Source organism: Streptomyces pseudogriseolus, assembly GCA_002154585.1.
Lineage (GTDB): Bacteria > Actinomycetota > Actinomycetes > Streptomycetales > Streptomycetaceae > Streptomyces > Streptomyces pseudogriseolus.
This window is the reverse complement of the sequence record MUNG01000203.1, coordinates 1-26,417: the sequence shown is the minus strand read 5'-3', so window position 1 is coordinate 26,417 and position 26,417 is coordinate 1. Positions and strand designations below refer to the sequence as shown.

24 protein-coding genes are annotated in these 26,417 nt (G+C 72.2%); 18 read left to right on the top strand and 6 right to left on the bottom strand.

Translation table 11 applies throughout. The annotated features are described in order from the left end of the window. Positions 1–60 precede the first annotated feature (60 nt). The 5 genes from fasR (at position 61) to fabF (ending at position 5,027) form a co-directional block, all read left to right on the top strand. On the top strand, positions 61–1,266 hold the full coding sequence (fasR, locus tag CCN29_RS19260; RefSeq protein WP_031018714.1) for a fatty acid biosynthesis transcriptional regulator FasR: 1,206 nt from the start codon (positions 61–63) through the stop codon (positions 1,264–1,266). Positions 1,267–1,355: 89 nt separating this feature from the next. Further along, complete coding sequence (locus tag CCN29_RS19255) at positions 1,356–2,270, top strand: ACP S-malonyltransferase (RefSeq protein ID WP_006134790.1); 915 nt, start codon at positions 1,356–1,358, stop codon at positions 2,268–2,270. Positions 2,271–2,292: 22 nt separating this feature from the next. Beyond that, positions 2,293–3,324: a ketoacyl-ACP synthase III gene (locus tag CCN29_RS19250; protein ID WP_006134789.1), complete on the top strand. Its 1,032-nt coding sequence runs from the start codon at positions 2,293–2,295 to the stop codon at positions 3,322–3,324. Positions 3,325–3,404: 80 nt separating this feature from the next. Beyond that, complete coding sequence (locus CCN29_RS19245) at positions 3,405–3,653, top strand: acyl carrier protein (protein ID WP_004931691.1); 249 nt, start codon at positions 3,405–3,407, stop codon at positions 3,651–3,653. A gap of 102 nt (positions 3,654–3,755) precedes the next feature. Continuing rightward, positions 3,756–5,027, top strand: coding sequence for a beta-ketoacyl-ACP synthase II (gene fabF, locus CCN29_RS19240; protein ID WP_006134788.1), 1,272 nt, complete (start codon positions 3,756–3,758; stop codon positions 5,025–5,027). A gap of 120 nt (positions 5,028–5,147) precedes the next feature. On the opposite strand, the gene CCN29_RS19235 is transcribed toward fabF, so the two are convergent. Further along, positions 5,148–5,642 (bottom strand): DUF3145 domain-containing protein, encoded by a 495-nt coding sequence (locus tag CCN29_RS19235; protein WP_006134787.1) that lies wholly within the window; start codon positions 5,640–5,642, stop codon positions 5,148–5,150. A 274-nt stretch (positions 5,643–5,916) separates the two neighbouring features. Between CCN29_RS19235 and CCN29_RS19230 the strand changes: the two genes are divergently transcribed. The 3 genes from CCN29_RS19230 (at position 5,917) to CCN29_RS19220 (ending at position 9,382) form a co-directional block, all read left to right on the top strand. Then, positions 5,917–6,816, top strand: a complete 900-nt coding sequence (locus CCN29_RS19230; RefSeq protein WP_086683339.1) for an SGNH/GDSL hydrolase family protein — start codon at positions 5,917–5,919, stop codon at positions 6,814–6,816. 15 nt (positions 6,817–6,831) lie between these two features. Next, entirely contained in the window at positions 6,832–7,803 is a 972-nt protein-coding gene (locus CCN29_RS19225) for an aldose epimerase family protein (protein WP_086683336.1), read from the top strand. A gap of 316 nt (positions 7,804–8,119) precedes the next feature. Continuing rightward, positions 8,120–9,382, top strand: a complete 1,263-nt coding sequence (locus CCN29_RS19220) for a pyroglutamyl-peptidase I (protein ID WP_086683332.1) — start codon at positions 8,120–8,122, stop codon at positions 9,380–9,382. Here the strand turns inward: CCN29_RS19220 and CCN29_RS19215 are convergent. The 3 genes from CCN29_RS19215 to CCN29_RS19205 all read right to left on the bottom strand — a co-directional run bounded on the left by CCN29_RS19215 (position 9,354) and on the right by CCN29_RS19205 (position 12,475). Continuing rightward, positions 9,354–9,968 carry a LysE family transporter gene (locus tag CCN29_RS19215; RefSeq protein ID WP_086683329.1) on the bottom strand — a complete coding sequence of 205 codons (615 nt, stop codon included), beginning with the start codon at positions 9,966–9,968 and terminating at the stop codon, positions 9,354–9,356. The genes CCN29_RS19220 and CCN29_RS19215 overlap by 29 nt on opposite strands. Beyond that, the gene (locus tag CCN29_RS19210) at positions 9,965–10,777 is read right to left on the bottom strand and encodes an EI24 domain-containing protein (protein WP_086683326.1); all 813 of its coding nucleotides are present in this window, start codon (positions 10,775–10,777) and stop codon (positions 9,965–9,967) included. The genes CCN29_RS19215 and CCN29_RS19210 overlap by 4 nt, the downstream gene beginning before the upstream one ends. A 99-nt stretch (positions 10,778–10,876) precedes the next feature. Then, on the bottom strand, positions 10,877–12,475 hold the full coding sequence (locus CCN29_RS19205; protein WP_086683323.1) for an MFS transporter: 1,599 nt from the start codon (positions 12,473–12,475) through the stop codon (positions 10,877–10,879). A gap of 149 nt (positions 12,476–12,624) precedes the next feature. Between CCN29_RS19205 and CCN29_RS19200 the strand changes: the two genes are divergently transcribed. Continuing rightward, positions 12,625–13,236 (top strand): helix-turn-helix domain-containing protein, encoded by a 612-nt coding sequence (locus CCN29_RS19200; RefSeq protein ID WP_006134780.1) that lies wholly within the window; start codon positions 12,625–12,627, stop codon positions 13,234–13,236. A 99-nt stretch (positions 13,237–13,335) separates the two neighbouring features. On the opposite strand, the gene CCN29_RS19195 is transcribed toward CCN29_RS19200, so the two are convergent. Further along, complete coding sequence (locus CCN29_RS19195) at positions 13,336–14,358, bottom strand: NADP-dependent oxidoreductase (RefSeq protein WP_006134779.1); 1,023 nt, start codon at positions 14,356–14,358, stop codon at positions 13,336–13,338. Between the two features lie 91 nt (positions 14,359–14,449). Here CCN29_RS19195 and CCN29_RS19190 point away from each other — a divergent pair, with 91 nt between their 5' ends. After that, complete coding sequence (locus CCN29_RS19190; protein WP_031018729.1) at positions 14,450–14,896, top strand: MarR family winged helix-turn-helix transcriptional regulator; 447 nt, start codon at positions 14,450–14,452, stop codon at positions 14,894–14,896. Positions 14,897–14,963: 67 nt separating this feature from the next. Here CCN29_RS19190 and CCN29_RS19185 read toward each other — a convergent pair whose 3' ends face one another. Further along, positions 14,964–15,791 (bottom strand): SCO2400 family protein, encoded by an 828-nt coding sequence (locus tag CCN29_RS19185; protein ID WP_086683320.1) that lies wholly within the window; start codon positions 15,789–15,791, stop codon positions 14,964–14,966. Positions 15,792–16,029: 238 nt separating this feature from the next. On the opposite strand from CCN29_RS19185, the gene CCN29_RS19180 reads away from it, so the two are divergent. From CCN29_RS19180 to CCN29_RS19145, 8 genes are all read left to right on the top strand, one after another. After that, positions 16,030–17,196: a mandelate racemase/muconate lactonizing enzyme family protein gene (locus CCN29_RS19180; RefSeq protein WP_086683317.1), complete on the top strand. Its 1,167-nt coding sequence runs from the start codon at positions 16,030–16,032 to the stop codon at positions 17,194–17,196. After that, positions 17,193–18,197, top strand: coding sequence for a zinc-dependent alcohol dehydrogenase (locus CCN29_RS19175; protein ID WP_086683314.1), 1,005 nt, complete (start codon positions 17,193–17,195; stop codon positions 18,195–18,197). The genes CCN29_RS19180 and CCN29_RS19175 overlap by 4 nt, the downstream gene beginning before the upstream one ends. Positions 18,198–18,356: 159 nt before the next feature. Continuing rightward, entirely contained in the window at positions 18,357–19,325 is a 969-nt protein-coding gene (locus tag CCN29_RS19170) for a hypothetical protein (protein WP_086683312.1), read from the top strand. A 193-nt stretch (positions 19,326–19,518) separates the two neighbouring features. After that, positions 19,519–20,634 (top strand): multiple monosaccharide ABC transporter substrate-binding protein, encoded by a 1,116-nt coding sequence (gene chvE / locus CCN29_RS19165; protein ID WP_006134773.1) that lies wholly within the window; start codon positions 19,519–19,521, stop codon positions 20,632–20,634. 32 nt (positions 20,635–20,666) lie between these two features. Beyond that, on the top strand, positions 20,667–22,217 hold the full coding sequence (gene mmsA, locus CCN29_RS19160; RefSeq protein ID WP_006134772.1) for a multiple monosaccharide ABC transporter ATP-binding protein: 1,551 nt from the start codon (positions 20,667–20,669) through the stop codon (positions 22,215–22,217). Continuing rightward, positions 22,214–23,458, top strand: a complete 1,245-nt coding sequence (gene mmsB / locus CCN29_RS19155) for a multiple monosaccharide ABC transporter permease (RefSeq protein WP_086683309.1) — start codon at positions 22,214–22,216, stop codon at positions 23,456–23,458. The genes mmsA and mmsB overlap by 4 nt, the downstream gene beginning before the upstream one ends. 56 nt (positions 23,459–23,514) lie before the next feature. Further along, complete coding sequence (locus CCN29_RS19150) at positions 23,515–24,669, top strand: aldose epimerase family protein (RefSeq protein WP_086683306.1); 1,155 nt, start codon at positions 23,515–23,517, stop codon at positions 24,667–24,669. Positions 24,670–24,871: 202 nt separating this feature from the next. Continuing rightward, on the top strand, positions 24,872–26,417 hold a 1,546-nt coding region (locus CCN29_RS19145; protein ID WP_442538412.1), incomplete at its 3' end, for a pyridoxal phosphate-dependent aminotransferase.

Here is a 26,417-nt window from a genome sequence, read left to right as displayed (position 1 = left end):
GCCCGGGGGTCGGCGCGACCCGGAGCACGGCCCGCCGTCCGGATGAGGCAGTCTTGTCCCGTGCCCGAACCAGAGACCAGTACGCCCCGACCCGACGCGCGCCCCGCCCATCCGCACACCGCGACGCTGAAGCGGCTGGAGCAGTCGTCCGGCTCGCTCGCCGCCCAGGCCATCGCACGCATGGACGAGACGCTGCCCTGGTACCGGGCCATGCCGCCGGAGAACCGTTCCTGGATCGGCCTGGTCGCCCAGGCGGGCATCGCCGCCTTCACCGAGTGGTTCCGGCACCCCGACGCCCCGCAGGCCATCTCCACCGACGTCTTCGGCACCGCGCCGCGCGAGCTGACCCGGGCCATCACGCTGCGGCAGACCGTGGAGATGGTGCGCACCACGATCGAGGTGATGGAGTCCGCCATCGACGAGGTGGCGGCCCCCGGCGACGAGAGCGTGCTGCGCGAGGCGCTCCTCGTCTACGCGCGGGAGATCGCGTTCGCCACCGCCCAGGTGTACGCCCAGGCCGCCGAGGCACGCGGTGCCTGGGACGCGCGTCTGGAGTCGCTGGTGGTGAACGCGGTGCTCAGCGGGGAGGCGGACGAGGGGGCCGTCTCGCGGGCCGCCGCGCTCGGCTGGAACTCCCCGGAGCATGTGTGCGTGGTGCTGGGCACCGCCCCCGACGGGGACTCCGAGCTGACCGTGGAGGCCATCCGGCGGGCCGCCCGGCACGCCAAGCTCCAGGTGCTGACCGGGGTGCTCGGCGACCGGCTCGTCGTCATCGCGGGCGGCAGCGACAACCCGCTGGCCGTCGCGAAGTCGCTGATCGGCCCGTACGCGGCCGGTCCCGTCGTGGCCGGACCCGTGGTGCCGGACCTGCTGGCCGCGACCCGGTCCGCGCAGGCCGCCGCCGCGGGACTCAAGGCGTGTTCCGCCTGGCAGGACGCCCCGCGCCCGGTGCTGGCGGACGATCTGCTGCCGGAGCGCGCGATCGCCGGGGACCCCTCGGCGCGTGAGCAGTTGGTGGAGGAGATCTACAGACCGCTCGAGGAGGCCGGCGCGGCGCTGCTGGAGACGCTCAGCGTGTATCTCGAGCAGGCGAGCAGCCTGGAAGGCGCGGCGCGGATGCTGTTCGTTCACCCCAACACCGTTCGTTACCGGCTCCGACGTGTGACAGACGTCACCGGCTGGTCACCCTCCGATGTACGCTCGGCGTTCACCCTGCGGATCGCGCTGATCCTGGGGCGTCTGGCCGATGGTGATCTCCAGAGCTAGCTTTTTGTCGGGGGTCGACAAAACCCCCTCCGGTTCTTCGTCCTTGTCCCCACGGGCCGCCGCGCCCGTACGCAAGAGAGAGTGTGAGAGTGCTCGTACTCGTCGCTCCCGGCCAGGGCGCCCAGGCGCCCGGCTTCCTGACCGAATGGCTCGACCTCCCCGGTGCCGCCGACCGCGTCGCCGCGTGGTCGGACGCCATCGGCCTCGACCTCGCCCACTACGGCACCAAGGCCGACGCGGACGCGATCCGCGACACGGCCGTCGCGCAGCCGCTGCTGGTCGCGGCCGGGCTGCTGTCCGCCTCGGCACTGGGTGACATCACCCCCGGCGCGGTCGCCGGTCACAGCGTCGGCGAGATCACCGCCGCCGCCCTCGCCGGCGTCCTCGACGACGACGCCGCCCTCGCCCTGGTCCGCAAGCGGGGCCTGGCCATGGCCGACGCCGCCGCGGTCACCGAGACCGGGATGGCGGCGCTGCTCGGGGGCGACCCCGAGACGACCGTGGCGCACCTGGAGAAGCTCGGCCTGACCCCGGCGAACATCAACGGCGCGGGCCAGATCGTCGCGGCCGGCACCACGGAGCAGCTCGCCGCGCTGGAGTCCGACAAGCCCGACGGCGTCCGACGGGTCGTCGCGCTCAAGGTCGCCGGCGCCTTCCACACCCACCACATGGGTCCGGCCGTCGACGCGCTGGCGGAGGCCGCCGAGGCCCTCACGCCCGCCGACCCGAAGGTCGCCTACGTGTCGAACAAGGACGGCAAGGCGGTCACGTCCGGCGCCGAGGTGCTGGAGCGCCTGGTGGGCCAGGTCGCCAACCCGGTCCGCTGGGACCTGTGCATGGACACCTTCAAGGAGCTCGGCGTCACGGCCCTCCTGGAGCTCTGCCCCGGCGGCACCCTGACCGGCCTGGCCAAGCGTGCCCTGCCCGGTGTCAGGACGCTGGCCTTGAAGACCCCCGCCGACCTCGACGCGGCCCGCGAGCTCATCGCCGAGCACGCCGCCTGACGCCCTTAAGGAGCCGACCCGCATGGCGAAGATCAAGCCCAGCAAGGGCGCCCCGTACGCGCGCATCCTCGGCGTGGGCGGCTACCGTCCCACCCGGGTCGTGCCGAACGAGGTGATCCTCGAGACGATCGACTCGTCCGACGAGTGGATCCGCTCCCGCTCCGGCATCGAGACCCGGCACTGGGCCTCCCCCGAGGAGACCGTCGCCGCGATGTCGATCGAGGCGTCCGGCAAGGCGATCGCGGACGCCGGGATCGACGCCTCGCAGATCGGCGCCGTCGTCGTGTCGACCGTGTCGCACTTCTCGCAGACCCCTGCCGTCGCGACCGAGATCGCCGACAAGCTGGGCACGGAGAAGGCCGCCGCGTTCGACATCTCCGCCGGCTGCGCGGGCTTCGGCTACGGCCTGACCCTCGCCAAGGGCATGATCGTCGAGGGGTCCGCCGAGTACGTCCTGGTGATCGGCGTGGAGCGGCTGAGCGACCTGACCGACCTGGAGGACCGTGCGACGGCCTTCCTGTTCGGCGACGGCGCGGGCGCCGTGGTCGTCGGCCCCTCGCAGGAGCCGGCCATCGGCCCGACCGTGTGGGGCTCCGAGGGCGACAAGTCCGAGACGATCAAGCAGACCGTCCCCTGGGACCGCTTCAGGATCGGCGACGTCTCCGAGCTTCCCCTGGACAGCCAGGGCAACATCAAGTTCCCCGCGATCACCCAGGAAGGCCAGGCGGTGTTCCGCTGGGCCGTGTTCGAGATGGCGAAGGTCGCCCAGCAGGCGCTGGACGCGGCCGGGATCAGCGCGGACGACCTGGACGTCTTCATCCCGCACCAGGCCAACGTGCGGATCATCGACTCGATGGTGAAGACCCTGAAACTGCCGGAGCACGTCACGGTCGCCCGTGACATCCGCACCACCGGCAACACCTCGGCCGCCTCGATCCCGCTCGCGATGGAGCGGCTCCTGGCGACCGGCGAGGCGAAGAGCGGCGACACCGCGCTCGTCATCGGCTTCGGGGCGGGTCTCGTGTACGCCGCGACTGTCGTTACCCTCCCCTAGGCACTCCGTGCCGGATCATGCATCCGGTACAGGAGGAAACACCGCCACACCCTCTGGAATCACAACGAAGGAGCGCCATCATGGCCGCCACTCAGGAAGAGATCGTCGCCGGTCTCGCGGAGATCGTGAACGAGATCGCCGGCATCCCGGTTGAGGACGTCCAGCTGGACAAGTCCTTCACCGACGACCTGGACGTCGACTCGCTGTCCATGGTCGAGGTCGTCGTCGCCGCCGAAGAGCGCTTCGACGTCAAGATCCCGGACGACGACGTCAAGAACCTCAAGACCGTCGGCGACGCGACCGACTACATCCTCAAGCACCAGGCCTGAGCCGCGCGGGGCGTGAGCCCCGCCAGGGCCGGGAGCCCCCGGCCCCGCCACCCGGCGGTGGCGCCGTACGCATTCTCGTCAATCGTTGGAGAAAGAATTCCGATGAGCTCGACCAATCGCACCGTGGTCGTCACCGGTATCGGCGCAACCACACCGCTGGGTGGCGACGCGGCCTCTACCTGGGAGGGCCTCGTCGCCGGACGTTCCGGCGTGAAGCCCCTGGAGCAGGAGTGGGCCGCCGAGCAGGCGGTCCGCATCGCGGCCCCGGTGGCCGTGGAGCCCACCGAGGTCATCCCCCGGCCGCAGGCCCGCCGCCTGGACCGCTCGGCGCAGTTCGCGCTGGTCGCGGCCAAGGAGGCCTGGGCGGACGCCGGGTTCGAGGCGAAGGCCGGCGAGGACCCGAACGTCGACCCCGACCGGCTGGGCGCGGTGATCGCCTCCGGCATCGGCGGCGTGACGACCCTGCTGGACCAGTACGACGTGCTGAAGGAGAAGGGCGTCCGCCGCGTCTCCCCGCACACCGTCCCCATGCTGATGCCGAACGGCCCGTCCGCGAACGTCGGTCTCGCGGTCGGCGCCCGCGCGGGGGTGCACACCCCGGTGTCCGCGTGCGCCTCGGGCGCGGAGGCCATCGGCTACGCCATCGAGATGATCCGCACCGGGCGCGCCGACGTGGTCGTCGCGGGCGGCACGGAGGCGGCGATCCACCCGCTGCCGATCGCCGCGTTCGGCAACATGATGGCGATGTCCAAGAACAACGACGACCCGCAGGGCGCCTCGCGCCCCTACGACGTCGCCCGGGACGGCTTCGTCCTCGGCGAGGGCGCGGGTGTGATCGTCCTGGAGTCCGCCGAGCACGCCGCCGCGCGCGGCGCCCGCGTCTACGCGGAGGCGGTCGGCCAGGGCATCTCGGCCGACGCGCACGACATCGTGCAGCCGGAGCCGGAGGGGCGGGGCATCTCGCACGCCCTGCAGAACCTGCTGGACCGCACGGACCTGGACCCGGCGGAGATCGTGCACGTCAACGCGCACGCGACGTCGACGCCGGCCGGTGACATCGCCGAACTGAAGGCGCTGCGGAAGGTGTTCGGGGACGACGCGGACCACATGGCGGTCTCCGCGACGAAGTCGATGACCGGGCATCTGCTGGGCGGCGCCGGCGGTGTGGAGTCGGTGGCGACCGTGCTGGCGCTGTACCACCGGGTGGCTCCGCCGACGATCAACGTGGAGAACCTGGACCCCGAGGCCGAGGCGAACGCGGACGTCGTGCGCGGGGAGGCGCGGAAGCTGCCCGTGGACGGGCGGATCGCCGCGCTGAACGACTCGTTCGGGTTCGGGGGGCACAACGTGGTGCTGGCGTTCCGAACGGTTTGATCGCCCTCTCGGGCGGTTTTCGGAAGGGGTTCACCTCTGGGAGGTGGGCCCCTTTCCCGTTGTAAGGGCTGGGCGCGCAGTTCCCCGCGCCCCTATGGGGCGCGTCCCTGCGAGGCGTCCCTAGACCACCTGGTGGAGCCAGCGGACCGGGGCGCCCTCGCCCGCGTAGCGGAAGGGTTCGAGTTCGTCGTCCCAGGGCTTGCCGAGGAGCTTGGCGATCTCCGACTCCAGGTCGGTGTCCTCCGTGCGGGAGCGGACCAGGGCGGCGCGCAGGCGGTCCTCGGGGATGAGGATGTCGCCGTGGATGCCGGTGACGGCGTGGAAGATGCCGAGGTCGGGGGTGCAGCTGTAACGCTCGCCCTCGGCGGTGGGGCACGGCTCGGAGGTGACCTCGAACCGCAGCATCTGCCAGCCGCGCAGCGCGGAGGCGAGCTTGGAGGCGGTGCCGGCCTGACCCTGCCAGGAGAACTCCGAGCGCCAGGTGCCGGGGGCGGCCGGCTGGCGGATCCAGTCCAGGCTGACGCGCGTGCCGAGCACCCCGGCGACGGCCCACTCGACGTGCGGGCACAGCGCGCGCGGCGCGGAGTGCACGTACAGAACTCCACGAGTCGTCACCGGAACCTCCGGGCTGAGCGGGTCGTCTTCGATCGGGCGGTGCGGTCACGGCCCGGCGGGCCGCGTTGAGGGCGAGGCTACCGTGCGACGGGGCAAGGAGTGTGACGTACCGTCCGTCCCGGTGGCGGGAAAGTCGTGCCGTTCACCCGGCAGGACGTCTGTGCGGGCGCCGGGGTTCATTCCGGACGGGCCACTCGGAGGAGCGGGAACTCCCGTGCGTTGTTATGGGTTGGGGGACGGCACGGACGTGGTGGGACGCTCGGGGAGGCGGCGGATGGCTCAGGCGACGCGGAGGCGGGGGCGCCGTGCGCGGGCCGTGCTCGCCGTGGTGGCGGCCGTCGCGTTCGGCGTGGCGGGCTGCGACGCGGGCGGCGGTCAGGAGCCCGGCGCGGCCGCTTCGAGGACGCCTTCGCCGAGGCCGACGCCACTGTGGGACACCCGGCCCGGCTCGGTGGCCGCGGTGGGCGACTCCATCACCCGGGGGTTCGACGCGTGCGCGGTGCTGACGGACTGTCCGGAGGTGTCGTGGGCCACGGGTGACAGCGAGGAGGTCGACAGTCTGGCCGTACGGCTGCTGGGGCGGGCCGGGGCGGCCGGGCGGAGCTGGAACTACGCGGAGACCGGCGCCCGGATGGAGGACCTGCCGGAGCAGATGGCGCGGGCGGTCCGGCGCCGTCCGGAGCTGGTGGCGGTGATGGCGGGGGCGAACGACGCCTGCCGGGAGAGCGTCTCGGCGATGACGCCGGTGGCCGAGTTCCGCGCGGACTTCGAGGCGGCGCTGCGCACGCTGCGCGAGGGGCTGCCGAAGGCGCAGGTGTACGTGGCGAGCGTGCCCGACCTGAAGCGGCTGTGGTCGCAGGGGCGGACCAACGCGCTGGGCAAGCAGATCTGGAAGCTGGGCATCTGCCCGTCGATGCTGGGCGACGCGGACGCGATGGACACGGCGGCGGTCGAGCGGCGGGCGGCGGTGCAGCAGCGGGTGGAGGACTACAACGAGGTGCTGCGCGAGGTGTGCGCCGAGGACCGCCGGTGCCGCACGGACGACGGCGAGGTGTACGCGTACCGGTTCGGCACGGCGCAGCTGAGCCGCTGGGACTGGTTCCACCCGAGCGTCGAGGGTCAGGCCGAGCTGGCCGAGATCGCGTACCGGACGGTCACGGCGCCGGGGCCGTGACCTATTGTTTCGCACATGAACGAACTCATCGGCACACTTTCCGACGGCACGCCGGTGCACCGGTGGACCCTGGAGCGGGCGGGCGTACGGGTACGCATCCTGTCGTACGGCGGGATCGTGCAGGACGTCGAGGTGCCGGACCGGGACGGGCGGACCGGGAACGTGGTGCTGGGGTTCGACGGCCTGGACGGCTATCTCGCGCGTCCGGAGCCCTTCCTGGGCGCCCTGATCGGCCGGTACGCCAACCGGATCGGCGGCGCGCGCTTCACTCTGGACGGCGTCGAGCACGTCCTCGCGCCGAACGACGGGCCGAACTCGCTGCACGGCGGTGAGCGGGGCTTCGACAAGCGCGTCTGGGACGTCACCGAGGTGGCGCACGGGCTGCGGCTGTCGCTGGTCGCGGAGGACGGCGAGGAGGGCTTCCCGGGCCGGCTGGAGGTCGCGGTGACCTGCACGCTGGACGAGCGGGGCGCGCTGCACCTCGCGTACGAGGCGGTCACGGACGCCCCGACGCACGTGAACCTGACGAACCACACGTACTGGAACCTGGCCGGTTCCGGCACGGCGGGCGGGCACGAGCTGCGGGTGGCGGCGTCCCGCTGGACGCCGTCCGACGCGGAGCTGATCCCCACGGGCGAGCTCGCGGACGTCTCCGGCACCCGGTGGGACCTGCGCGAGGCGCGCAAGGCGGGCGGCGGCTACGACGACAACTTCGTGCTGGACAAGGGGGTGACGGCGGCGCCCGAGGAGGTGGCCGAGCTGTACGACCCCGCGTCGGGCCGGGTGCTGTCGGTGGCGACCACCGAGCCGGGCATCCAGGTGTACACGGCGGACCACATCGGGGAGCCGTTCGAGCCGGGCGCGGGCATCGCGCTGGAGACGCAGCACTTCCCGGACTCGCCGAACCGTCCGGAGTTCCCGAGCACGGTGCTGCGGCCGGGCGAGGTGTTCCGCTCGGAGACGGTGTACGGCTTCTCCGTGCGGTAGCGGGCGGGCGGCCTCCGCGCGGGGCCCTCATGACGCACATGAGCCCCGGTCCGGGGTCAGGGTCCCGGGCCGGGGCTGTTCATGGGCTACCCCACCGGGACCCGACGTTAACCGCTGAACCACTCCGGCGGCCGGGGATCCGGGGCCCGCGGCGAATTACGTACGAACCCTTCACATCCGGCCACGGGGTGTCCCCTCGCGGCCGGACGCCCCTCGGACGGTGTGCCGCGCACCGTGGTGTGATCCACGCCGGCCGGGCGATACTGCGGGCTTCCGGCATCCACCCGTACCCCACGACGACGGAAGGCCCCCTCCTGTGATCTCACCCCGTGTGCGCACCGGTGTGCTCGGTCTGGCCCTGCTGACCGCCCTGTCCGCCCCCACGACCGCGACCGCCGCAGGACCGGCGGCCCCGGGTTCCGCCGCCCCGCCGACCGTCGAGGAGCTGCGCCTCGACCGGGCCGCGCCGCAGGAGATACTCCGCCGCTCCGGCTTCGACACGGTCGCGCCCGCCTTCGCGCGTGCCCTGGACCGGGCCCGCTCCTACGCGCAGGCGCGGCGGGTCGTCGAGCGGGAGGGCTCGGCGCTGTGGCGCAGAGCCGTGGACCGGGTGCAGGGCCGGGGCCCGGCCGTCGGCGACCTGAGCCGGGACGACGACCGGCCGCTGTACTGGGCGCGGCTCGGCATGACGCGTGAACTGCGCGGCTGGGAGCCGCGGTTCGGTCTGGACGAGGCGCGGCGGGCGAAGCTGCTCGACACGCTGGAGCGGACCTCGCGCGGGCAGACGGCGATCCGGTATCCGCACGGCAAGGGCCTGAAGCGGGTGCTGGTGACCGGGTTCGACCCGTTCACGCTGGACCGGGACATCCGGATCTCCAACCCGTCGGGGGCGGTCGCGCTGGCCCTGGACGGCACGGTGATCGAGACGGCGAGCGGCCCGGCGCGCGTCGAGACGGCCGTGTTCCCGGTGCGCTGGCGGGACTTCACGGACGGCACGGTGGAGCGGGCGCTGCGGCCGCACCTGCCGGAGGTCGACCTGTTCACCACGGTCAGCCAGGGCCGGGTGGGCCGGATCGACGTCGAGCGGACCAACGGCGCCTGGCGGGGCGGCTTCGGCGACAACGAGAACACCGGCACCCCGGAGATCGTGCCGGTGTCCGACCCCGCCTCCCAGCCGCAGTGGACGTCGACGACACTGCCGTACGCGGCGATCACGGCGGCGGAGACCGGACGGTTCCCGGTGTACGACAACACGAGCGTGACGGAGATCCCGGCGGGGGGCACGGAGCCCGTCGTACGGCCGGACGGGCCGACCCCGGGCTCGACGGCCCGCGCCGGGGGCGGCGGCGACTACCTGTCCAACGAGATCGCCTACCGGGCGACGCTGCTGCGCGACCGGCTCGGGCTGCACGACACGCTGCCGGGCGGCCATGTGCACACGCCGGTGCTGGAGTTCGGGGCGGGCAACACCACGGAGGTGACCGACCCGCAGTTCGTGCGCAACCGGCTGGACATCGTCGCCCAGGTGCGCGCGATCGTGTCCGTCGCGGTCAGTGCGTCGGAGCGAGCGCGAGACTGACGCCGAGGCCGGCCAGCGCGGTCCCGATCACCTTGTTCAGGACCCGCTGGCCGCGCAGCATCAGGCCGCGCATCCGGTCGTGGGAGAAGAACAGCGCGACGGCGGCGAACCACAGCAGGTGGGCGAACGACATGAACAGGCCGTAGCCCGCCTGCCGGAGCAGCGGGGTGCCGGGGCCGACGACCTGCGCGAACGTCGAGACGACGAACAGCGTGGTCTTGGGGTTGAGGACGTTGGTCAGGAACCCGGTGCGCAGCGCGGCGAGCGGGGTCAGTCCGGCGCGGTGCTCCAGGTCGACGGTGACCTCGGCGCGGGTGCGGAAGGTGCGCACGCCGATGTACACGAGGTAGGCCGCGCCGGTCATTTTGACGACCGTGAACAGAAAGGCGGAGGAGGCGATCAGCAGCCCCACGCCGAGCATGGTGTACGTGACGTGGACCAGGACCCCGGCGGCCACCCCGGCGGCGCCCAGCAGCCCCGTACGGCGGCCGTACAGGTAGCTGTTGCGGACCACCATGGCGAAGTCGGCGCCGGGGGCGATCACCGCGAGGACGGTGATCGCGGCGACGGCGAGGACCTCGGTCACGCGCCGACGCCCTCCTGCCGCTGCCCGGCGGTGTCGCCGTCCGCGGTGTCCTCGGTGTCCTCGGTGGCCTCGCCCCTCAGGTCGCGTGCCATGAGGGTGGCTCCGGCGACCGCGCCGGGCATCAGGAACACCGCGACGAACGGCACGAGGAACGCCACCGCGAGAGGCGTGCCGAAGCCCCACACGAGCGTCTTGCGGGAGCGCAGCAGCGCGAGGCGCTCGCGCACCTCGACGCCGCGCCGCTGGAGGGCGACGGCGGTCAGCTCCTCGGTGAGGAAGAAGCCGGTGACGAAGAAGCCGATCACCGGGACGACGGTCTGCCCGGCGACCGGGACGAACCCGAGCGCGAACAGCAGCACCGCCCACACGGTGGCCCGCACGAGGACGCGCAGGCTGTCGCGGGCGGAGATCCACAGCTCCCGCCACAGCGGCAGGTCCGACTCGGGCGCGGTGCCGTCGGGCGAGACGTCCCGGTCGACCCGCTCGGAGAGGCTCTCGTAGAAGGGCTGCCCGACGAGCAGGGTCGCCGCGGTGAAGGTGAGCACGCTCAGCAGCAGGGCGAGGGCGAACAGCACGGCGGTGAGGAAGCCGCGGAACAGGCCCGCCCAGGGGTCGGCCCAGTCGTCGGCGAACGGCGTCGCCCAGCCGATCAGGTCGGGGCCCCACAGGGCGAGGGCGACCAGGGCGGCCGCGTACAGCACCAGGGTGATCAGTCCGGGCAGCAGCCCGAACCCGTAGGCCCGGCCGTGCCGGCCCACCCACCGCTGGCCCTTCAGCAAGTACCGGAAACCCGCCCCGAGATCGCGCATGGGAGGACTGTAGCGGGACCCCGGCCGGCGGGACGGGGCCGCACCCCACGTCCAAGGGTGCGGCCCTCGCCGTACGCAACGACCCCGGCCGGGCGGGCGTCACGGGGTGAGGGTGGCCTCGGCGGCCTCCTCCCCGTCCGCGGTGGCCCTGCGCGGGCCGTCCGGTCCGCGCAGGGCGACGACGACCAGCAGGACGGCCATGACGGCGACGCCCGCCCACATGGCCCGCTGCCAGCCCTCGACGAAGGACTCCTGGGCGGCGTGCACCAGGGCCGAGGCGTGGCCGCCGGTGCTCGGGGCCACCTCGACGGCGTTGGCGATGCCCTCCCGGGCGGTGTCCGCGGCCTCCCGGGGGACGCCGTCGAGCCGGTCGTCGACGGCGGCCCGGTAGCCGCCGGCCACGAGCGCGCCGAGCAGCGCGACGCCCAGCGCCGTGCCGAACTCCCGGGTGATGTCGTTGAGGGCCGAGGCAACGCCCTGCCGTGCGCGGGGCAGGGAGGCGGTGATCGCCTCGGTGGAGGGCGTCATCGACAGGCCCATGCCCGCGCCCATGGCGATCGTGCCGGGCAGCACGGACAGGTAGCCGCCGTCGACGGAGACGAACAGGGCCATCAGCGCGAGTCCGAGGGCGGACAGCGCGATGCCCGCCGTCGTCGTGGACCGGGCGCCGATCACGGCGGCCGCCTTGGGGGCCAGTCCGGACGTCGCCATCATGACGACGGCCATGGGCATCATCGCCGCCGTGGACAGCAGGCCCGACCAGCCCAGCACGGCCTGGAAGAACGGGAAGAGGACGACGGCGACACCGGCCTGGACCCCGAACACGACGAGCAGCGTCAGGGAGCCGCCGGCGAGCCCCCGCTCGCGGAACAGGCGTACGTCCAGCAGCGCGGTGTCACCCCGGCGCAGCTCCCAGGCCACGAAGGCGACGGCCGCGGCCAGTCCGGCCGCGAGACCGGTGAGCGTCCCGGGGGCGGTCCAGCCCCGCTCGGGGCCTTCCTGGAGGACGAAGATCAGGCCGACCACGGCGACGGCGGACAGCAGCGCGCCCGACGTGTCGAAGGAGGAGGCGGCGCGTTCACGGGAGTCGGGCACCGACCGCACGGTCGCCACCAGGGCCACGGCCGCCAGCGCCACGGGCAGCGCGAACAGCCACCGCCAGTCGGCGACGTCCACGAGGAGCGCGGAGAGGAACATGCCGAGGATGCCGCCGCCTCCGGCCACCCCGGTCCACACGCCGATCGCCTTGCCGCGCTCCTTCTCCGGGAACGTGGAGGTGATCACGGCCAGAGTGATCGGCATGATCATCGCGGCGCCGGTGCCGGCGGCCACCCGGGCGCCGATCATCACGGCGGCCGACGGGGCGAACGCCGCCACCACGCCGGCCGCGCCGAACAGGACCAGCCCCGCGATCAGCACGGGTCTGCGGCCCAGGCGGTCGCCGACCGCGCCGAGCGGCAGCAGCAGGGCGGCCAGGGCGAGGGTGTAGACGTTGACGATCCACAGGACGGTCGTCTGGGAGGCGCCCCATTCGACGGCCATGTGGGTCTGGGCGACGTTCAGGCCGGACACCGACGCGACGACGGCCATCAGCGCGATCGACACGGCGGCCAGGACGGCGCGGAGCTGTCGCGCGTCCGGCGTGCCGGCGCCGCTCTCTGGCGCGTCCGCCGCCCGGAAGGGCTGGTCGCTGCTCATGTTCTCCTCCGGAGAAGGGCGTGCGGGATCGACGCCGGAACGGGCCGGCCGCCGACGAGGGACGACGCGGGACGGCCGGCGCTCCGGCCACCGCCCCGCTCTGCCACGACGCTAAGCGGGTATTGCGGCAAGGGCATACGATGTTGCCTATGACGCAAGAAGACGGCGGACTGGACGGCCTCGTACGCAAACGGATCCGTGCACTGCGGGTCGCGCAGGGGTGGTCCCTGGAGGAGCTGGCGACCCGGGCCGGCCTCAGCCAGTCGTCGCTGAGCCGGATCGAGAACGGGCAGCGCCGGCTCGCCCTGGACCAGCTCGTCGTCCTCGCCCGCGCCCTGGACACCACCTTGGACCAGCTCGTGGAGAGCGCCGGCGACGACGTCGTCGTCAGCCCGATGGTCGACGGCGTCCACGGCCTGATGCGCTGGCCCGTGAAGGGCGACCCCGGGATGAGCGTGGTGCGCCAGCGGCTGACCGCTCCCCCGCCCGACCGTCCCGCCCGGATGCGCGCCCACCCCGGCCGGGAGTGGCTGGTCGTGCTCTCCGGCACCGCGGTCCTGATGCTGGGCCACCGCCGCTACCGCGTCGAGACCAACCAGGCCGCCGAGTTCCCCACCATGACGCCGCACGCGATCGGGGCGGAGGGCGGCCCGTGCGAGATCCTCGGCATCTTCGACCGCGACGCCCGCCGCGGCCACCAGCGGGACACCGGCGACCGCCCGGAGGACGGCGGCCGGCGGGACCGTCAGGGCCCGGCCTGAGACGCCCGCGCGAAAAGGAACCGCACCCGGCGGCACGGTTCGTGCGGCCGGGTGCGGTCCAAGAGGGCTGAGGGAGACCTGTCGTCAGGAGCTCTCCCGTCAGAGCTTGACGATCATCTTTCCGGTGTTGTCGCCGCGCAGGACGCCCAGGAAGGCCTCCAGGTTGTTCTCGATGCCCTCGACGACCGTCTCGCGGTACTTCAGCTCGCCCGAGCGGATCCAGGCGCCGACCTCCTCCACGAACTGCGGCTGGAGGTCGTAGTGGTCGCCGACGAGGAAGCCCTCGATGCGGCCGCGGGTCTGGATGAGGCGGGCGAGGTTCTTCGGGCCGGGCGCGGGCTCGGTGTTGTTGTAGACGGAGATCGCGCCGCAGACGGCGATGCGGCCGTCCCGGTTCAGGGAGCCGATGGCCGCCTCCAGGTGGTCGCCGCCCACGTTGTCGAAGTACACGTCGACGCCGTCGGGGGCGGCCGCGCGCAGCTGCTCGCTCACGGGGCCGTTCTTGTAGTTGAACGCGGCGTCGAAGCCGTACTCCTCGGTGAGGAGCTTGACCTTCTCGTCGGAGCCGGCGGAGCCGATCACCCGGGAGGCGCCCTTGAGCTTGGCGATCTGGCCGACCTGGCTGCCGACCGCGCCGGCCGCGCCGGACACGAAGACGGAGTCGCCCTCCTTGAAGGAGGCGGTGCGCAGCAGGCCCGCGTAGGCGGTGAGGCCGGTCATGCCGAGCACGCCCAGGTACGCCGACAGCGGCACGGCGGACGGGTCCACCTTGACGGCGCTCTTCGCGTCCACGACGGCGTACTCACGCCAGCCGAGGAAGTGCAGCACGCGGTCGCCGGCGGAGATCCCCTCGGCGTTGGACGCGACGACCTCGCCGACGGCACCGCCCTGCATGGCCTTGCCCAGCTCGTAGGGGGCGACGTAGGACTTGGCGGCGCTCATCCGGCCGCGCATGTACGGGTCGACGGAGAGGTACTCGTTGCGCACCAGCACCTGGCCCTCGCCCGGGGTGCGGACCTCTGCCTCGACCAGCGCGAAGTTCTCCGGCTCGGGCCGGCCGACGGGCCGGCTCAGCAGGTGCCACTCACGGGCGGTGGCGGGGGGCGTGGGGGTGTCGGACATGAAGAGCGCCTTTCCTCGAATACTTCAGCACCTGAAACAACCATGCGGCTGAATATTTCAGGATGTCAAGCAGATGGGTACCCTGGCGGGCATGGCCACACCCCGTACCGCGTCCCGCCGTCCCGACGCTCTCACCCTGGAGGTCGTCGAGCTGATCGGCGAGGTGGTGGCGCGCTACCACGAGGAGTACGAGGAGGCCGCCGCCGGGCACGCGCTGACCGGCGCGCAGGCGCGGCTGCTGAGTCTGCTCAGCCTGGAGCCGCTGCCCATGCGGAGGCTGGCGCAGCGGCTGAAGTGCGAGCCGTCGAACGTCACCGGCATCGTGGACCGGCTGGAGGCCCGCGGCCTGGTGGAGCGCCGCCCGGACCCGGCGGACCGCCGGGTGAAGCTGGCGGCGGCGACGGACGAGGGGCGGCGGGTGGCGCGCGGCCTCCAGGAGTCGCTGCGGTTCGCCCGCGAGCCGCTCGCGGGGCTGTCCGACCAGGAGAGGGTCGCACTGCGGGACGCGCTGCGGCGGATGCTGGGGGACGCCGGGTGACGCGCTGAGGCCGGACCGTCGGCGTGGCGGGCGGGCCGCTCAGGTCAGCGGGGGCCGAGCCCGCTTCTCAGGTGCACCACCACAGGAACCGCTCGCACGTCTTCGTCGGCTCGGGTTCCGGTTCGGGCGCTTCCGTGGTCGGGTCCGGGTCGGGAGCGTCCGTCTCCGGGGGATCCTGCGGGGGCTGCTCGGTCGTCGGCTCGCCGGCCGTGGCCGTCCCGGCGGGGGCCGACGAGGCGGTCGCCCCGGCCGACTCCTTGTCCGCCTCCCCCGACTCCTTGTCCTCGGGGGCGGACGCGGACGCCGAAGCGGAGTCCGACGCCCCGGCACTGGGGGACGCGCCCGGCTTCCCCGCGCCCGGGCCGCTCCCGGTCGCCGACGCGCTCGGCTCGACCTCCTCCGACCCTCCGTCGACCGACTCCTCGCCCGCCACCGCCGGACGCGGGTCGGAGCCGGGCGCGTCCAACCCCAGTTCCGCCAGGCTCAGTCCGCCGGCCGCGAGGACGAAACCCGCGACGATCAGCAGGGTGCGGTTGCGCCGGCGGCGGTGGGCGGCCGCCTTCCGGTCCCGGCGGCTCTGCCCGGCGCCCGGGTCCTCGTCCTCCGGCGGCGGCGCGGCCTCCGGCGCCCGTCCGCGCCGGCGCCGGTCCGCACGCCGTCCGCGGGGCGCCGCGTCCGCCGCCGGGTCCTCGCGCGCATCGGGGTCGTCGCCCCCGGAGCCGCCGCCGTCGCCGTCGTACCCGTCGCCGTACCCGTCACCCGTGCCGGTCCCCGGGGGCGAGCCGCCGTCGGGCGCGGCCTGCTGACGGGCGCGCAGCGTCTCCACGGGCGTGCCGCAACCAGGGCAGGCCAGAGCGCCGTTGAGGTGCCGTCGGCACGGGTGACAAAAGTCCATGACGCGGGAAGGTTAGGTTCCGCTCCGGCCCGGTTCCTAGGGCTTGCTGTGAAGGTTTGGTGCGGACCCTTACGCAATGGTTTCGAAACTGCCGAAACCGAAACACGCGCGACCCATTGACACCCCCGCCGCGCCATCCTTACTGTCTCGCCAGCATTTCGAACGTGTGACGAAATATCGAACGTGTCGAACCGCCGCATCCTATGCCAGTCACCACAGCAGCGAGGGGCCAACTGCCGTGCGCATCACCGGAATCAGCACACACGTGGTCGGGACGCCGTGGCGCAACCTGACGTACGTCCAGGTGCACACCGACGAGGGAATCACCGGGGTCGGCGAGACCAGGATGCTCGGCCACACCGACGCCCTCCTGGGCTATCTGAAGGAGGCCGAGGCCAACCACGTGCTCGGCTCCGACCCGTTCGCCGTCGAGGACCTGGTCCGCCGCATGAAGTACGGCGACTACGGCCGCGCGGGCGAGATCGTGATGTCCGGCATCGCGGTCGTCGAAATGGCCTGCTGGGACATCAAGGGCAAGGCGCTCGGCGTCCCCGTCTGGCAGCTGCTGGGCGGCAAGGTCACCGACAAGGTCAAGGCGTACGCCAACGGCTGGTACACCACCGAGCGCACCCCGGAGGCGTACCACAAGGCGGCGCGCGCGGTCATGGAGCGCGGGTACCGGGCGCTGAAGATCGACCCCTTCGGCACCGGTCACTTCGAACTCGACCATCAGCAGACCCTGTACGCCGTCTCCCTGATCGAGGCGGTGCGGGACGCGATCGGTCCCGAGGCTGAGCTGATGCTGGAGATGCACGGACGCTTCTCCCCCGCCACCGCCGTCCGCCTCGCGCACGAACTGGCGCCCTTCCGGCCGGCCTGGCTGGAGGAGCCGGTGCCGCCGGAGAACCTCAAGGCGCTCCAGAAGGTCGCCGCGAAGGTGGACATGCCGGTCGCGACCGGTGAACGCATCCACGACCGCATCGAGTTCCGCGAGCTGTTCGAGAACCAGGCGGCCGACATCCTCCAGCCCGACGTCGGCCACATCGGGGGCATCTGGGAGACCCGCAAGCTGGCGGCGACCGCCGAGAGCCACTACATGCTGGTCGCCCCGCACAACGTCGGCGGCCCGGTGCTCACCGCCGCGTCCCTCCAGGTCGGTTTCACCACCCCGAACTTCAAGATCCTGGAGCACTTCAACGACTTCGCCGACGCGGAGATCAAGAAGGTGGTCAAGGGCGCGCCCGTGGTGGACCCGGAGGACGGCTGCTTCCACCTCTCCGACGCGCCCGGCCTGGGCGTCGAGCTGGACGTGGACGCCGCCGCCGAGTTCCCGCAGCAGCAGGCCCGGTTCGACCTGTGGGCCGAGGGCTGGGAGCAGCGCAGGCCGAAGGGGACGGGGCAGTGAGCGTCGCCGTCGTCGTCGAGGCGCCCGGACGGCACCGCCTGGTGCCGCACGAGCCGCGGGAGCCCGGTCCCGGTGAGGCGCTGGTGCGCGTCCACGCGGTCGGCATCTGCGGCAGCGACCGCGAGGTGCACCAGGGCAACCGCCCCGAGGGATACGTCCGTTACCCGCTCACCCCCGGCCACGAGTGGTCCGGCACCGTCGCCGCCGTGGGCGCCGGGGTGCCCGGGAGCCTGGCCGGACGCAAGGTGGTCGGCGAGGGCTTTCGCAACTGCCAGGTGTGCGACCGCTGTCACGCCGGCGAGACCACGCTGTGCACGGCGGGCTACGAGGAGACCGGCTTCACCCAGCCGGGCGCCATGGCCCCCACGCTGACCCTGCCCGCCCGGCTGCTGCACGTACTGCCGGACGACGCCGACCTGACGGCGGCGGCGCTGCTGGAGCCGGCCGCGTGCATCGCCGCCGCCGCGCTCAAGGCGCGCGCGGTGCCCGGCGAGCGGGTCGCCGTGGTCGGCACCGGCACTCTGGGGATGTTCGCGGTGCAGTTCCTCAAGGCCGCCTCGCCCGCCGAGCTGCTGGTGGTGGGCACGCGCCCGGACCGGGCCGAGCTGTCCCGGCGGTTCGGCGCCACCGGCTTCCGCACCAAGGACCAGCCCCTGCCGGACGACGTCGACGTGGTGATCGAGACGGCCGGGTCCGCCGACGCGGCCCGTACCGCGGCCGGGCTGCTCCGGCGCGGCGGGCGTCTCGTGCTCACCGGCATCCCGGCGCCGGGCGCGGACGGGCTCGACCCGACCGACCTGGTGGTGCGGCAGCTGGAGGTGCACACCGTGTTCGGCGCGCCGCCGGACGCCTGGGCGCACACGGCGCGGATGTTCGCGGCCGGGCTGCTCGACCCGCTGCCGCTGGTCACCCACGAAGTCCCGCTCACCGCGTTCCCCGACGCCATCGAGCTGGTGGGGTCCGGCGACCCGAAGGTGGGCAAGGTCCTGCTGCGTCCCTGAGCCCGCGCCGGTACGGGGACACGCCAACGGCCCCGTACCGGCGCGCCCCGGGCCCGCCCCCCTCCACACCCGCTCCGTCTTCCGTTCCGCCCGGACCCGGCCGGCCCGCGCCGCGGAGCGCGAACCACGTCCGACATATCGAACACCGAAGGACACCCAGTGACCGACGCTTCCGTCACGGCGCCCCGCAGGCCCGGTGAGCAGGCGCTCACCGCGCTCGGCCTGGCCGCGCCCGCCCTCGACCCCGCCGACGCCTCACCGCACTCCTTTCCCGGCGGTGGCCGCTGGCGCACCGAGGTCCCCTCGTGCGAGGGGCCCGAGGCGCTGGCGGTGGTGCTGAAGGAGGCCTCCCGCCTCGACGTGCCGGTGCACCGGATCAGCCAGGGCAGCGGCGTGTGGATGCTGACCGACGCCGAGATCACCGAGATGGTCGAGGCGACCGCCGAACGGGACATCGAGCTGTGCCTGTTCACCGGCCCGCGCGGCACCTGGGACATCGGCGGCTCGGTCCGCACCGACTCGCACGGCGCGGGGCTGCGCGCCCGCGGTCTCGACGCGGTGGCCGGCTGTGTCGAGGACGCGGTGCGCGCGACCGAACTGGGCGTCAGATGCCTGCTGGTGGCCGACGAGGGCGTGCTGTGGACGCTGCACCGGGCGCGCGCGGCGGGCATCCTCCCGGCGGACACCACGCTGAAGGTGTCCGCGCTCGTCGGGCCGGTCAACCCCACCTCGTTCGCGGTGCACGAGCAGCTCGGCGCGGACTCCATCAACGTGCCCAGCGACCTGACGCTCGCCCATCTCACGGAGATCCGGCGGGTGTCGGCGGCGCCGATGGACATGTACATCGAGGCGCCCGACGACCTGGGCGGTTATGTGCGGATGTACGAGGTGGCCGAGCTGATCCGGCGCGGCGCCCCGGTGTACCTGAAGTTCGGGCTGGCCAAGGCGCCCGGCATCTACCCGTACGGCCACCACCTGCGGGAGGTCGCCCTGGCCACGGCGAAGGAGCGGGTGCGGCGCGGCCGGCTGACGCTGGACCTGCTGGCACGGCACGGCGCCGACGGCGGTATGGCGCCGCTCGGTTCGCGGCTGCCGGGCACGCTGCGCCGGTTCGACATCCCGTCATAACGTTCCGGAAACGCGGCTTCACAGAAGTGGACACAGCCGCGCACAATCCCACACACCCGATGGCCGGTTCCCGGGGACGACAGCCCCTCCGGCGCCTGTCCCGTCACCGCGTCGCACACGGCACCACCGACTCGACCGAGTCGCCCGCTCAGCCCGACTGGCCCGACTGGCCCGACGATCAAGGAAGATCATCATGCGTAACCGCAGAGCCGCATTCGCCGCGACGGCCACCGCCGTCACCCTCGCCCTCTCCCTGACCGCCTGCGGCCAGAACAGCGAGGGCGGCAGCGAGGAGAAGAACAACGGGGGCTCCGAGGGGGCGACCATCGGCATCGCGATGCCGACCAAGTCCTCCGAGCGCTGGATCGCCGACGGCAACAACGTCGTCAAGAACCTGGAGGCGAAGGGCTACAAGACCAAGCTGGTGTTCGGCGAGGACGAGCCGGACCAGCAGGTCTCCCAGATCGAGAACATGATCACGCAGGGCGTGGACGCCCTGATCGTGGCGGCCATCGACAACAAGTCGCTGAACAACGTGCTCCAGCAGGCCGCCGACGCCGACATCCCGGTGATCTCCTACGACCGCCTGATCCTCGGCACGGAGAACGTCGACTACTACGCCTCCTTCGACAACGAGAAGGTCGGCGAGCTCCAGGGCACTTACATCGCCGAGCAGCTGGGCCTCGCGGACGGCAGCAAGAAGGGCCCGTTCAACATCGAGCTGTTCGCGGGCTCCAACGACGACAACAACACCCGCTACTTCTTCCAGGGCGCGATGAACGTCCTCCAGCCGTACATCGACAAGAAGCAGCTCGTCGTCAGGTCCGGCCAGACGGAGCTGACCCAGGTCACCACGCTGCGCTGGGACGGCGCGACCGCCCAGCGGCGCATGGACGACATCCTCACCAAGTCGTACAAGAGCGCCAGGGTCGACGCGGTGCTCTCGCCGTACGACGGCATCTCCATCGGCATCATCTCGGCGCTGAAGTCGGACGGCTACGGCACCGCGAGCAAGCCGCTGCCGGTCGTCACCGGCCAGGACGCCGAGGTCGCCTCGGTGAAGTCGATCATCGCCGGCGACCAGTCGATGACCGTCTACAAGGACCTCCGCGAACTCGCCAAGGTCTCCGCGAACATGGTCGAGGCGCTGCTCAACGACAAGAAGCCCGAGGTCAACGACACCAAGACGTACGACAACGGCTCCAAGGTGGTGCCGGCCTACCTGCTCGAGCCGGTCGCGGTGACCAAGGACAACTACAAGGAAGCCCTCGTCGACTCCGGCTTCTACAAGGAAAGCGACCTCAAGTAACCGCCGGACCACACGGATTGGAAGGCACGACCATGGCGGGACCCGTCCTGGACATGCGCTCGATCGTCAAGACCTTTCCCGGCGTCAAGGCGCTGTCGGACGTCAACCTGACCGTCCGGCAGGGCGAGGTCCACGCCGTCTGCGGGGAGAACGGCGCCGGCAAGTCGACCCTGATGAAGGTGCTCTCCGGCGTCCATCCGCACGGCACCTACGAGGGCGAGATCCTCTTCGAGGGGGAGGTCTGCCGCTTCAAGGACATCCGGGCGAGCGAGCAGCGCGGCATCGTCATCATCCACCAGGAGCTGGCGCTGGTGCCGTACCTCTCCCTCGCGGAGAACATCTTCCTCGGCAACGAACACGCCACGCGCGGGTTCATCAACTGGAACGAGACGCTGAGGCACGCCACCGAGGTGCTGCGCCGGGTGGGGCTGGACGACCACCCGGAGACCCGGGTCGCCGACATCGGCGTCGGCAAGCAGCAGCTGGTGGAGATCGCGAAGGCGCTGTCGAAGAAGGTGAAGCTGCTGATCCTCGACGAGCCGACCGCGGCGCTGAACGACGAGGACAGCGGCAAGCTCCTGGACCTGATCCTGGAGCTGAAGAAGCAGGGCATCACCTCGATCATCATCTCGCACAAGCTGAACGAGATCCGCCGGGTCGCCGACTCGGTGACCATCCTGCGTGACGGGCGGACCATCGAGACGCTCGACGTGAAGGCCCCGGAGACCACCGAGGACCGGATCATCAGCGGCATGGTCGGCCGGGACCTGGAGAACCGCTTCCCGGAACGCACCCCGCACCAGCCGGAGGAGGGCACGGCGCCCGCCCTGGAGATCCGCAACTGGACCGTGCACCACCCCATCGACCAGCACCGCAAGGTGGTCGACGACGTGTCGCTGCACGTACGGCGCGGGGAGATCGTCGGCATCGCCGGGCTGATGGGCGCCGGCCGCACGGAGCTGGCGATGAGCGTCTTCGGGCGCAGCTACGGGCGGTACGCGGGCGGCACGGTCGTCAAGGACGGCGAGGAGATCCGCACCAGGAGCGTCGCCGAGGCGATCCGGCACGGCATCGCGTACGTCACCGAGGACCGCAAGCACTACGGCCTCAACCTCATCGACACCATCAACCGGAACATCTCGCTGAGCGCGCTCGGCAAGGTGGCCCGGGCCGGGGTGGTCGACGAGCACGAGGAGCGGAAGGTCGCCGAATCCTTCCGCACCTCGATGAACATCAAGGCGCCGACCGTGTTCGAGCCGGTGAACAAGCTGTCGGGCGGCAACCAGCAGAAGGTCGTCCTCAGCAAGTGGATCTTCACGGGCCCCGACGTGCTGATCCTCGACGAGCCCACCCGCGGCATCGACGTGGGCGCCAAGTACGAGATCTACACGGTCATCGACCGGCTGGCCGCCGAGGGCAAGGCGGTGGTCTTCATCTCCTCCGAGCTGCCGGAGCTGCTCGGCATGTGCGACCGCGTCTACACCATGGCCGCCGGACGGCTGACCGGGGAGTTCTCGCGGTCGGAGGCCTCGCAGGAATCGCTGATGCGCCAGATGACGAAGGACAAAGAGGTAACGCGATGAGCACGGATGTGACCGCCAAGACGCCGGCCCCGGCGCCGTCCGGCAAGGGGGGCGGGACCGCGGACGGCGGACTGTGGGGGCTGGTCCTGGAGGGCATGCGCCGCAACATGCGGCAGTACGGCATGCTGATCGCGCTCGGCCTGATCGTGGCGCTGTTCGCGGTGTGGACCGACGGCGACCTGCTGCTGCCCCGCAACGTCTCCAACCTGGTGCTGCAGAACAGCTACATCCTGATCCTCGCGATCGGCATGATGCTGGTCATCATCGCCGGCCACATCGACCTGTCGGTGGGATCGCTGACCGCGTTCGTGGGCGCGCTGGCCGCCGTGTTCATGGTCAAGAACGACATGCCGTGGCCGGTGGCCGTGCTGCTGTGCCTGGCCATCGGCGCGCTCGCCGGCTCCGTCCAGGGGTTTCTCATCGCGTACGGCGGCATACCGTCGTTCATCGTGACCCTGGCGGGCATGCTGGTCTTCCGCGGACTGACGGAGATCTTCCTGGAGGGGCAGACCCTCGGCCCGTTCCCCAAGGGCGAGCAGAAGATCGGCATCGGGTTCCTGCCGGAGGTCGGCCCGGAGACCAACTACCACAACCTCACGCTGCTGCTCGGTCTGGTGCTGATCGCGGCCGTGCTGCTCCAGGAGATCCGGGACCGCAGGCGGCAGCTGTCGTTCTCGCTGGACGTGCTGCCGCGCAACCTGTTCCTGCTGAAGCTGGTCGCGGTCACCGCGGCCATCCTCACCGTCACCCTGCTGCTCGCCAGCTACAAGGGCACCCCGATCGTGCTGCTGATCCTGGGCGTCCTGGTGGTCGGCTACAGCTACGTGATGCGCAACTCCATCTTCGGCCGGCACATCTACGCCATCGGCGGCAACCTGCCGGCGGCCAAGCTGTCCGGCGTGAAGGACAAGAAGGTCACCTTCTACGTCTTCCTGAACATGGGCATGCTCGCGGCCCTGGCCGGTCTGGTGGTCGCCGCCCGGCTGAACGCGGCCTCGCCGAAGGCGGGCCTCAACTTCGAACTCGAGGCGATCGCCTCGGCGTTCATCGGCGGGGCCTCCATGAGCGGCGGTGTCGGCACCGTCCTCGGCGCCATCATCGGCGGTCTCGTCCTCGGCGTGCTGAACAACGGCATGAACCTCCTCAGCGTCGGCACCGACTGGCAGCAGGTCATCAAGGGCCTGGCCCTGCTGGCCGCGGTCGGCTTCGACGTGTGGAACAAGCGCAAGGTCGGTTCGTAGGTCAGCCCGGGCCCCGCCGCACGGCGGGGCCCCTTCCTTCTGAGGGAGCCGCACTGATGGAACTGAACAGACGCACGGTGATCGCGGGAGCCGCGGCGGCGGGAGTGGCCGCCACCGCCTGGGGCGGGACGGCGCACGCCTCGTCCGCGGGGCGCGCGAGGCCGGTCCGGGAGCCGTTCGGCAGGCTCGCCGACGGCACCCGCGTGGACCGCTGGACGCTGCAGAACGGCGGCACCCGGATGGGGGTCCTCTCCTACGGCGGCATCGTCCACTCGCTCGAGGTGCCCGACCGGCGCGGACGGTACGCCAACGTCTCCCTCGGCCTGCGCACCCTGGAGGAGTACGTCGCCTCCAGCCCGTACTTCGGCGCGCTGATCGGCCGGTACGGCAACCGCATCGGCAAGGGGACCTTCACGCTCGACGGCACCCGGTACCAGCTCTCCGTCAACGACGGCGACAACAGCTTGCACGGCGGGGCGCAGGGCTTCGACAAGCGGGTCTGGGACGTCGAGCCGTTCACCCGCGGCTCCGACGTCGGCCTGCGCCTGTACTACACCGCGGTCGACGGGGAGATGGGCTACCCGGGCACCCTGCGCACCAAGGTGACGTACACCCTCACCCGGGACGGCGACTGGCGGGTCGACTACGAGGCGGTCACCGACCGGCCCACGGTCGTCAACCTCACCAGCCACGTCTACTGGAACCTGGCCGGCGAGGGCAGCGGAAGCATCATGGACCACGAGCTGTCGGTCGCCGCCTCCCGCTACACCCCCGTCGACGCGGGCCTGATCCCCACGGGCGAACGCGCGAAGGTCGCCGGCACCCCGTTCGACTTCCGGCGGGCCAAGCCGGTCGGCCGGGACATCCGCACCGCCCACCAGCAGCTGCTGTACGGGCAGGGCTTCGACCACAACTGGGTGCTGGACAAGGGCATCACCGCCCGGCCCGAGCACGCGGCGACCCTCCGCGACCCGGCCTCCGGGCGCACCCTGCGCATCGCGACGAACGAGCCGGGTCTTCAGTTCTACTCCGGCAACTTCCTCGACGGGACCCTCGCCGGCAGCGGCGGCCGGGTGTACCGGCAGGGCGACGGGCTGTGCCTGGAGACCCAGCACTTCCCGGACTCGCCGAACCAGCCGGCGTTCCCCTCGACCGTGCTGCGGCCCGGCGAGACGTACCGGACGACGACGGTGCACAGTTTCGGGACGTGAGCCGCGTGCCGGTGACGCGCAGCCGGAGTGAGCGTTCTCGGTGTGAGCACGATCACGAGCCGTCCTCACATTTTCCTCACACGTGCTGAACGGCCCCCCGCCGCGCTCCGTACTCCTGGGTGGCCCGTGCTCCCCCGCGCGGGCCACCCAGGCATGACGGGCCCGTCCCTCCCCAGCGGGCCCGCCGCACACGGAGGTTCCCTTGGCCGACAACGTCACCTCGCTGTTCCGCAGCACCGCGGCGCACAGCCCGTCGATGGCGGCGCTGACGAGGGAGAGCGACGGGGCCGGCCCGGTGGACTTCTGCATCCCCTGCAACCCGTACTTCCCCACCCCCGCCATGTTCGAGGAGATGGCGGCCCGGCTGCGCGACATCGTCACGTACTACCCGAGCAGCGCGGACACCATCACCGCCGAGCTGTGCAGCCTGCTGCAGCTGCCGCCGCAGTGCGTGGCGATGGGCAACGGGTCGACGGAGCTGATCACCTGGATCGACCATCTGCTGGTGCGCGAGTCGCTCGCCGTGCCGGTGCCGACCTTCGGCCGCTGGACCGACCAGCCGATGGAGACCGGCAAGCGGGTCGACATGTTCCCGCTCCAGGAGTCCAGCGGCTTCGCCCTGGACCTCGCGCAGTACGCCGAGTTCATCCGGGCGCGCGGCACCCGCGTCGCCGTCATCTGCAACCCGAACAACCCCGACGGCGGCTTCCTGCACAAGCACGCGGTCGTGCAGTTCATGGACGCCATGGCCGACCTGGACCTGGTGGTGATCGACGAGTCGTTCCTGGAGTTCGCCGACGCCGAGAACGAGCCGAGCGTGGTGCAGGAGGCGATGCTGCGCCCCAACGTCATCGTGCTGCGCAGCCTCGGCAAGAACTTCGGCCTGCACGGCATCCGCTTCGGCTACCTGGTCGCCAACCCGGCGCTGGCCGGGCGGGTGCGCTCCATGCTGCCCAAGTGGAACCTCAACTCCTTCGCCGAGCACGTGGTGTTCATGCTGAAGGAGCACGGCGCGGAGTACGCGCAGAGCCTGCACCAGGTGCGCCGCGACCGGATGGACATGTCCGGGCAGCTCTCCTCCCTGCCCGGCCTCACGGTCTACCCCTCCCAGGGCAACTTCCTCTTCGTGCGGCTGCCCGTGGGCGCCGAGGGCACCGTGGTCCGTGACCGGCTGCTCACCGAGCACCGGATCCTGGTGCGTGAGTGCGGCAACAAGATCGGCTCGTCCAGCCGCTTCCTGCGTCTGGTGGTGCGCCCCCAGGTCGACGTCCGTCGCCTGGTGACCGGCCTGGAACAGGTGCTCTACGGGACGTCCAGGAGGGGAGCCGCCGTGCCCGGGCAGGCCTCAGGGACCGCCTACAGCTCGGGCACGGCGGCGGTGGACCGCCTGGTGAGCGAGACCAACGGGGCCGGGACGCGCGGCCTCGCCCAGGCCGCCGGCGCCGGCATGCCGCTCCCCGCCGCCGCGTCCGCCCCGGCGGTGGGCGCGGGCGGCGGGATGCCGGCGCCGGCCGCGGCAGGCCTGCCCCAGCCGGAGCCGCTGCCCGCACCGCAGGAGGCGCCCCGGCCGCAGCCCGCGCCCCAGCCGGTGCCGCAGCCCGTGGTGCCGCAGCCGGCGCCCGTGCCCCAGCCGCAGCCGGAACCGCAGCCCGTGCCGCAGCAGTTCCCGCAGCCGGCGGCCTACCCGGAGCCGGCCGCGCAGCCGGTCCCGGCCGCGCCGGCCCCTCGCCCCGGCGGCCGCGTTCCCC

Bases quoted from the DNA above. Each gene is read 5' to 3' on its own strand.
- CCN29_RS19250 (WP_006134789.1), top strand. From the start codon at position 2,293: ATGGCGAAGATCAAGCCCAGCAAGGGCGCCCCGTACGCGCGCATCCTC.
- CCN29_RS19245 (WP_004931691.1), top strand. From the start codon at position 3,405: ATGGCCGCCACTCAGGAAGAGATCGTCGCCGGTCTCGCGGAGATCGTG.
- fabF (WP_006134788.1), top strand. From the start codon at position 3,756: ATGAGCTCGACCAATCGCACCGTGGTCGTCACCGGTATCGGCGCAACC.
- CCN29_RS19230 (WP_086683339.1), top strand. From the start codon at position 5,917: ATGGCTCAGGCGACGCGGAGGCGGGGGCGCCGTGCGCGGGCCGTGCTC.
- CCN29_RS19225 (WP_086683336.1), top strand. From the start codon at position 6,832: ATGAACGAACTCATCGGCACACTTTCCGACGGCACGCCGGTGCACCGG.
- CCN29_RS19210 (WP_086683326.1), bottom strand. From the start codon at position 10,777: ATGCGCGATCTCGGGGCGGGTTTCCGGTACTTGCTGAAGGGCCAGCGG.
- CCN29_RS19205 (WP_086683323.1), bottom strand. From the start codon at position 12,475: ATGAGCAGCGACCAGCCCTTCCGGGCGGCGGACGCGCCAGAGAGCGGC.
- CCN29_RS19200 (WP_006134780.1), top strand. From the start codon at position 12,625: ATGACGCAAGAAGACGGCGGACTGGACGGCCTCGTACGCAAACGGATC.
- CCN29_RS19195 (WP_006134779.1), bottom strand. From the start codon at position 14,358: ATGTCCGACACCCCCACGCCCCCCGCCACCGCCCGTGAGTGGCACCTG.
- CCN29_RS19190 (WP_031018729.1), top strand. From the start codon at position 14,450: ATGGCCACACCCCGTACCGCGTCCCGCCGTCCCGACGCTCTCACCCTG.
- CCN29_RS19185 (WP_086683320.1), bottom strand. From the start codon at position 15,791: ATGGACTTTTGTCACCCGTGCCGACGGCACCTCAACGGCGCTCTGGCC.
- chvE (WP_006134773.1), top strand. From the start codon at position 19,519: ATGCGTAACCGCAGAGCCGCATTCGCCGCGACGGCCACCGCCGTCACC.
- mmsA (WP_006134772.1), top strand. From the start codon at position 20,667: ATGGCGGGACCCGTCCTGGACATGCGCTCGATCGTCAAGACCTTTCCC.
- mmsB (WP_086683309.1), top strand. From the start codon at position 22,214: ATGAGCACGGATGTGACCGCCAAGACGCCGGCCCCGGCGCCGTCCGGC.
- CCN29_RS19150 (WP_086683306.1), top strand. From the start codon at position 23,515: ATGGAACTGAACAGACGCACGGTGATCGCGGGAGCCGCGGCGGCGGGA.